Origin of the sequence: Aquabacterium sp. (genome assembly GCF_036279655.1) — a bacterium.
Lineage (GTDB): Bacteria > Pseudomonadota > Gammaproteobacteria > Burkholderiales > Burkholderiaceae_C > Aquabacterium.
This window is the reverse complement of record NZ_DASUIT010000063.1, coordinates 1-5,847: the sequence shown is the minus strand read 5'-3', so window position 1 is coordinate 5,847 and position 5,847 is coordinate 1. Positions and strand designations below refer to the sequence as shown.

General features: G+C 66.8%; 9 protein-coding genes. 2 read left to right on the top strand and 7 right to left on the bottom strand.

From position 1 onward, the window contains the following. The 6 genes from VFW84_RS07725 to VFW84_RS07700 form a co-directional block, all read right to left on the bottom strand. Positions 1-813: hypothetical protein (locus VFW84_RS07725; protein ID WP_329679870.1), on the bottom strand; the 813-nt coding region annotated here is incomplete at its 3' end. A gap of 3 nt (positions 814-816) precedes the next feature. Next, entirely contained in the window at positions 817-1,059 is a 243-nt protein-coding gene (locus VFW84_RS07720) for a hypothetical protein (protein ID WP_329679869.1), read from the bottom strand. 28 nt (positions 1,060-1,087) lie between these two features. After that, positions 1,088-2,230, bottom strand: a complete 1,143-nt coding sequence (locus tag VFW84_RS07715; protein ID WP_329679868.1) for an OmpA family protein — start codon at positions 2,228-2,230, stop codon at positions 1,088-1,090. A 121-nt stretch (positions 2,231-2,351) separates the two neighbouring features. Then, positions 2,352-2,792, bottom strand: a complete 441-nt coding sequence (locus VFW84_RS07710) for a BON domain-containing protein (RefSeq protein WP_329679867.1) — start codon at positions 2,790-2,792, stop codon at positions 2,352-2,354. Positions 2,793-2,863: 71 nt separating this feature from the next. Continuing rightward, the gene (locus VFW84_RS07705; RefSeq protein WP_329679866.1) at positions 2,864-3,205 is read right to left on the bottom strand and encodes a PEP-CTERM sorting domain-containing protein; all 342 of its coding nucleotides are present in this window, start codon (positions 3,203-3,205) and stop codon (positions 2,864-2,866) included. Positions 3,206-3,262: 57 nt separating this feature from the next. Continuing rightward, positions 3,263-3,481 (bottom strand): glycine zipper 2TM domain-containing protein, encoded by a 219-nt coding sequence (locus VFW84_RS07700; RefSeq protein WP_329679865.1) that lies wholly within the window; start codon positions 3,479-3,481, stop codon positions 3,263-3,265. A 163-nt stretch (positions 3,482-3,644) separates the two neighbouring features. Here VFW84_RS07700 and VFW84_RS07695 point away from each other — a divergent pair, with 163 nt between their 5' ends. Beyond that, entirely contained in the window at positions 3,645-4,343 is a 699-nt protein-coding gene (locus VFW84_RS07695; RefSeq protein ID WP_329679864.1) for a Crp/Fnr family transcriptional regulator, read from the top strand. Positions 4,344-4,435: 92 nt separating this feature from the next. After that, positions 4,436-5,263 carry a GGDEF domain-containing protein gene (locus VFW84_RS07690; RefSeq protein ID WP_329679863.1) on the top strand — a complete coding sequence of 276 codons (828 nt, stop codon included), beginning with the start codon at positions 4,436-4,438 and terminating at the stop codon, positions 5,261-5,263. Between the two features lie 14 nt (positions 5,264-5,277). Here the strand turns inward: VFW84_RS07690 and VFW84_RS07685 are convergent, their stop codons facing one another. Further along, positions 5,278-5,748 carry a tRNA (cytidine(34)-2'-O)-methyltransferase gene (locus VFW84_RS07685; RefSeq protein ID WP_329679862.1) on the bottom strand — a complete coding sequence of 157 codons (471 nt, stop codon included), beginning with the start codon at positions 5,746-5,748 and terminating at the stop codon, positions 5,278-5,280. Positions 5,749-5,847: the final 99 nt, after the last annotated feature.

Below are 5,847 nucleotides of genomic sequence, written 5' to 3'. Positions count from 1 at the left end.
GGGGTCGGGCAGCACCTTGTGCAGCCAGTCGTGGTGGCAGTCATGACCGATGGCTCGGCGGTCTTGCAGCCGCTGCGCCATCTGCGCCAGAAAGACCGGCCCGACACCGCGTTCGTTGACCAGGGCCAGCAGATCATCGAGCACGCGTGGGGTGAAGGTCTCGATGTGATCGCAGCACAGATTGGCCACCTCGCGCGCCGCCTTCTGGGTGGCCACCCGCTCGCCCAGCCGCCTCAGATTGTCGATGAGCACGACGCGCAAGGTTGTGGGCAGGGCCCACATCTCGCTGAGGTTCAGCTCGCAGCTCTCCTGATAGGCGCCCAGGAAGCGCATGAGCAGTTCTTCGTCGAAGGCGCCATCGGTGTGGGCCACGAAGGCCCAGGCCACGCCGTAGATCCGGGGCAGTCCCGCCAGGGGCGCATCCTGCAGGACAGGCAGGCTGCGGAAGTAGCTGCGGGGCAGGCCTTCATGGATCTCGCGCAGTTGCGCCTCGATCAGATGAAAGTTGTCCAGCAGCCACTCTCCGGCCGGGCTGATGTCATAGCCGGTGGCCGCTTGCGTGCCAATGTACTGGTGTGCTGCACGCAAGGCATGGATGTTGTGCTGCAGCCGGGGGAAGAAGGTGTTGTTGCGCGGTGTCTTCTGGTCGGTGCGATGCGTGGCGCCCAGGCTGTGGCCGTGCTGCGCGAAGCGTTGCAGGCCGAAGATCTCGGCCCGTATGGGCGGCTCCAGAGGGCCCCGATGGCCATCCAGGAAGTCTTGCAGGCCCTGTGGGGCATCGGGGATGAGGTCCAGCAGTCGTGATCTCGCCATGCCTCACGACACGAGCAGGCTCGCCCCGCCGAACAGGGCGATCAGCACCAGCGTGGTCACCAGACGCGCGGCCATGAAACGGTGGATCGCCTCGACGCCACATCGCACGATCAGCCAGCGGCCACTCAGCTGTCGACATCGTTGGAGGTGCTGTGCCAGTTCGCTCAGCTCGGTGGCGGTCGTGCTCACGGGCGCACCAAAGGAGGCGGTGCTCCAGCAAGGGCCTGCAGTTGTCGGGGCGTTCATGAGCATCTCTCCTGGTGCCGGGTGGTGATCAACGGGTGGCGTTCACGTGGATGTCGACGCGTCGATCGGGCTGCAGACAGGCCAGCAGCGCAACGCTGCGCTTGTTGCCCTGGCAGTCCTGGGGCCGGGTGACCGGCGCAGATTCGCCCTTGCCCACGGCAGAGATCCGGGCAGCGTCCAGGCGCCCAGAGGACACCAGATGGGCCTTGACCGCTTCGGCGCGTTGCTCGGACAGGGTCTGGTTGTAGGCCTCGGAGCCCAGGCGGTCGGTGTGGCCTTCCACAACCACCTCGCTGTATTGCGCCCCACTCAGGCTGCTGGCAAAGGTGTCCAGCGCGCCCTTGCCTTCGGCTCGGAGCTCGGATCGGTCGAAGGTGAACAAGGATTCAGCCGACAGGCTCAGGCGTTGCGGTGGCGTGGGCTCGGGGCGGGGGGACGGTGCGGGTGGCACGACAGGGGCTGGCGCCGGTGCCGGGGCCTGGTAGACCGGGGCGGCAGCCACGCGTGGCGCAGGCCGGGGCATGCGGTCGAACGGGAACACCATGCTGAGGCTGTAGACATTGACGTTGCCGTGGTCGCCCACGGTGTCGTGGATGCGGTAGCGCTCGACCTCGCCTCGGACCAGCCAGGACGGGTTGATCTCGTATTGCAGGCCCACACCGATCTTGGCGTTGGTCTTGTTCTCCGTGCGCTCGGCATCGCTCACGCTGACGGCCCCGGTGCCCAGGAAGCTGCCCTTGGCCTTGGCGTACTGCGCCCCGATCCGCGCGATGAGCGCCCAGCGATCCGACATGGGCATGGTGCCGACCAGATCCAGATTGCCACCCTGGACCTTGAGTCGACCCGACAGGGTGCCCGTCGGGGTGGTGTCGGCATCAAAGCTGAACTTGCCCAGGTTGAAGTACCCGCCTTCCAGCGCCACATAGGTGTTGAACTGGTAGCCCAGAAACACCTTGTAGGCCGTATCACGGTCATCGCTGCGGATGGCGGTGGCGGTCTGACCGGGCGCCAGCAAACCATTGGCGATGGCCGCTTTGTCGAAGCTGGCGCGGGCCTGGCCGACCGACAGCCCACCATAGTAGTAGGCGTCGTACTGCGCATGGGCGGGGGTGAGCAGCCAGGTGCTCAAGGTGGCCAGGCTCAACAGGCGCAAGGCGTTGGATGCAGTCATGTTTTTCTTTCCGAAAGGAGGGTGGGGCGATGGCGCGGCAGTGACAGGGTGTTTGTAGGCCCGCGAGGGCGGGGCGTCTGTGCGCTGCCGAACAGACGGTGGCCGCGAACCTGCCGACCGTTCAGCGGATGCTCAACTGGTTGTCGACGGCACGAGCGCCCTCCACGGAGGCCGCCAGATCCTTGGCGCGCCGCTGTGCCGATGCGTTGGGGGCCGTTCCGCGCAGGGTCACGGTGCCGTCGTGGGTTTCGACCTGGATGTCCATGGATTCCAGATCCTTGTCCGTGGCCAACCGGGTCTTGACGCCTGTCGTGATGGCCGTGTCCGACAGCGCGGTGGCGCCCGATTGGGCCGCCTGTTCGGCGGAGTGCTGGATGTCGCGGGCTTCCTGCTTGATGTCGGCCTTGGCGTCCGATGCGGCCTGCTGGGTCGACTCGATCGCCGCATCCAGTTTCTGGCCGGCCGTGGGCGGGTTGGGGTCAGGGGAACAGGCCGACAGGCCTGAGAGGACGATCGCCGCCAGGGCGAGTGTGGATCTGAGGGCTGGGAGGTGTGGCGTCATGGGTGGATCTCCGATGGATGGATGAGAGCGCGTGCGAGCCACGATGCAGGGCGCGGCTCGCGGGGTGTGACTCAGCGCTGCCGTGTCGAGCGTGCACGCACGAAGCCGATGCCGAAGAGGCCCAGTGCCAGCATGCCGACGGTGCCGGGCTCGGGGGTGCAGCTCTGGTTGGGCAAGGTCCATCCGGGCTGGTCATGGTGGCGGCCGAACAGCCCGAGGAGATCGGTGTGGGTGCCGGATCGGTCGTGATGACCATCGAAGAGCTCGCTCAACGGGGCCAGGGTGTCGTGCGTGGACAGCCGCTCGAAGGTCGGCTCACCGGGCGGCGGGTTCTGCGCGCCCGAATCGAAGGCCGAGGCCGTCAGACACACGCCGGACAAGGCGATGGCGGTCACAAGGTGAAGACATGTCATGGTGTTACTCTTTCAGGTTGAAGGACGAGGGATGGGCCAACTGCTTTGTCTCCGCATTCATTTCTTGTTCGGGTCGACCTGGTTGCCGATCACCCCGCCCACGGCGGCCCCACCCACCGTGCCGGCCGCGCTGCCGCCGGAAAGGATGGCGCCCGCCGCACCGCCAATGGCCGCGCCCGCAGCGGTATTGCGGTCTCGTGTGGACATGCCGCTGCAGGCCACTTGAGACAGGGCCAGCAGGGCCAGCAGGGAGGGGGTGATCAGATATCCGCGCATGAGGTGCTCCTTGAAAGCGGTGACGTGATGTCACCTTCGTTGCTGTTGTAACGATGGCCTTGAGCGCGGTCTGTGCGCTGGCAGACAGTCAGACCGACGCCGGGCTTGCAGACTCGGCCGCCTAGCTCCAGGAATCCGGCAGAGGTCGGACAAGCGCCGCACCATGGACCCCACCCAAAACCATCTGATGGCCTGCCTGGCACCCCGGGACCGCATCCGCCTGCTCGGCGTGTGCGAGCCCTACCCGCTGGCCGTGGCGACGGTGCTGTGCGAGCGGGGGCAGGCGGCGCAGCACGTCTACTTCCCGATGCGGGGCGTGATCTCGCTGCTCATGCGCATCCAGGGTCACCCCGGACTGGAGGTGGGCATGGTGGGGCGCGAGGGAATGCTGGGGGTCCAGACGAGCCTGGGCGTCGTGATCTCACCGGTGCAGGCGCTGGTGCTCGGGCCGGGCATGGCCTGGCGTGCGCGGACCCAGGACTTTCTCCATGAACTCGGGCACTGCGCCTCCTTGCAGCGAGGGCTGGACCGCTATGTGCATGTCACGATGGTTCAGATGGCGTCGGCCGTGGCCTGTCAGCGCTTTCATCTGATCGGGCCCAGACTGGCGCGCTGGTTGCTCATGACCCAGGACCGTGCGTTCACCGACAGCTTTCGCGTGACGCACGAGCGCCTCGCGGGTGTGCTCGGTGTCCGCCGGGTCGGCATCACGACGGCGGCGGTGGCGTTGCAGCGGCAGGGCCTGATCGAGTACCACCGGGGCGCGCTGACGGTCGTCGACCGTCTGGGTCTGGAAGCCGTGGCCTGCAGTTGTTACCAGATCGATCTGCACGTCCATGCGGAGTGGCTGCCGATGCCGTGAGCGCTGCCATGGGGCCGGCGTCTGTGTTCGATGGCGCACCGACGATGAGGGGGGGACCACGCTAGCCTGCGGACCATGACAAGGACATGCACATGAGCACCATTGCCCCTGAGCAGGACTTCCGCACCAGTCTGGTTGCCGCGGACTGGCGCGATCTGCTGACCACGATCAAGGCACGTCTGAAGATGACGGTGGATGCATTACCGCTGGTGGCGCCGCCTGAGGCGCCGGTGGCGTTGCAGGCGCAGCTCCAGCGCAATGTGCTGACCTGCATCGACGCACTGGAGCAGGTGCAGATCCTGCTCGCCAGCGAGCTCAAGCACCACCGGGAACTGGAAAAGCAGGCCCATCAGGCCGAGTTGGCGCTGGCCACGATGCGCCGGCAACTGAGCGGCTTGCAGGCCGGCGAGCGCCAGGCGCGGCATCAGGCCCGGCACGATGGCCTGACGCACCTGCCCAATCGCAGTTTTTTCCGCGAACGACTGGAGGGCAGCTTGATGACGCTGTCCGGGCAGCAGCCGGTGCTGGCAGTGTTTTTCCTGGATCTGGACGCTTTCAAGCAGGTCAATGACACCCACGGGCATGCGGTGGGCGATGCGTTACTGGCCATCGTGGCGGAGCGGCTGACGCGCGCGGTTCGTGCCCATGACATGGTGAGCCGGCTGGGCGGTGATGAATTCGCCTGCCTGCTGGTGGGCGTGCCAGGACGTGAGCAACTCTGCCGGTTGGCACGCAAACTGGTGGAGGTGGTGTCGGCCCCGGTCAAGATCGGGGAAGTGCAGTTGTCGGTGCATCCCAGCATCGGCATCGCGATGTGCCCGGATGACGGCGCTTCGGCGGACGATCTGCTCCACCATGCCGACCAGGCCATGTACCGCGCCAAGCGGCATCAGACCGGTTTTGCCTTTGTCGGCGCCTGAGGGCGGCGCCAGGGTCACAGCCCCTGCGCAAACCCGTTCTGCCGCCAGGCCTCGAACACCGCCACCGCCACCGCATTGCTCAGGTTGAGGCTGCGCTGCCCTGGCAGCATGGGCAGACGCACCCGCTGATCCAGGGCAAAGGTGTCGCGCAAGGCGGGGTCCAGGCCGCTGGTCTCGCAGCCAAAGACCAGACAGTCGCCCGGCTGCCAGGCGATGTCGGTCAGGGGCCGGCTGCCCTTGGTGGTGAAGGCGAACAGCCGTGCCGGATCCGGCTGCACGGTCTGCAGAAAGTGATCCCAGCTGGCATGGCGCTGCACACGCGCGCACTCGTGATAGTCGAGCCCTGCGCGGCGCAGCAGCTTGTCGTCCATCGAGAAACCCAGCGGCTCGATCAGGTGCAGCTCGCAGCCGGTGTTGGCCGCCAGGCGGATGACGTTGCCGGTGTTGGGCGGGATTTCCGGGTGGACCAGAACGATGCGGAACATGGACGCTGGCTTCAGGATTCGGCGCGGGCTTCGCGCATCATCAGGGCCTGCACGGCCGAGCGGGCGCTCAGGCGGCCCTCCAGCACCTCCACCACGGCT

What these genes read in the sequence shown, in the direction of transcription:
- VFW84_RS07720 (WP_329679869.1), bottom strand. Translation starts at nt 1,059, where the DNA reads ATGAACGCCCCGACAACTGCAGGCCCTTGCTGGAGCACCGCCTCCTTT.
- VFW84_RS07715 (WP_329679868.1), bottom strand. Translation starts at nt 2,230, where the DNA reads ATGACTGCATCCAACGCCTTGCGCCTGTTGAGCCTGGCCACCTTGAGC.
- VFW84_RS07710 (WP_329679867.1), bottom strand. Translation starts at nt 2,792, where the DNA reads ATGACGCCACACCTCCCAGCCCTCAGATCCACACTCGCCCTGGCGGCG.
- VFW84_RS07705 (WP_329679866.1), bottom strand. Translation starts at nt 3,205, where the DNA reads ATGACATGTCTTCACCTTGTGACCGCCATCGCCTTGTCCGGCGTGTGT.
- VFW84_RS07700 (WP_329679865.1), bottom strand. Translation starts at nt 3,481, where the DNA reads ATGCGCGGATATCTGATCACCCCCTCCCTGCTGGCCCTGCTGGCCCTG.
- VFW84_RS07695 (WP_329679864.1), top strand. Translation starts at nt 3,645, where the DNA reads ATGGACCCCACCCAAAACCATCTGATGGCCTGCCTGGCACCCCGGGAC.
- VFW84_RS07690 (WP_329679863.1), top strand. Translation starts at nt 4,436, where the DNA reads ATGAGCACCATTGCCCCTGAGCAGGACTTCCGCACCAGTCTGGTTGCC.
- VFW84_RS07685 (WP_329679862.1), bottom strand. Translation starts at nt 5,748, where the DNA reads ATGTTCCGCATCGTTCTGGTCCACCCGGAAATCCCGCCCAACACCGGC.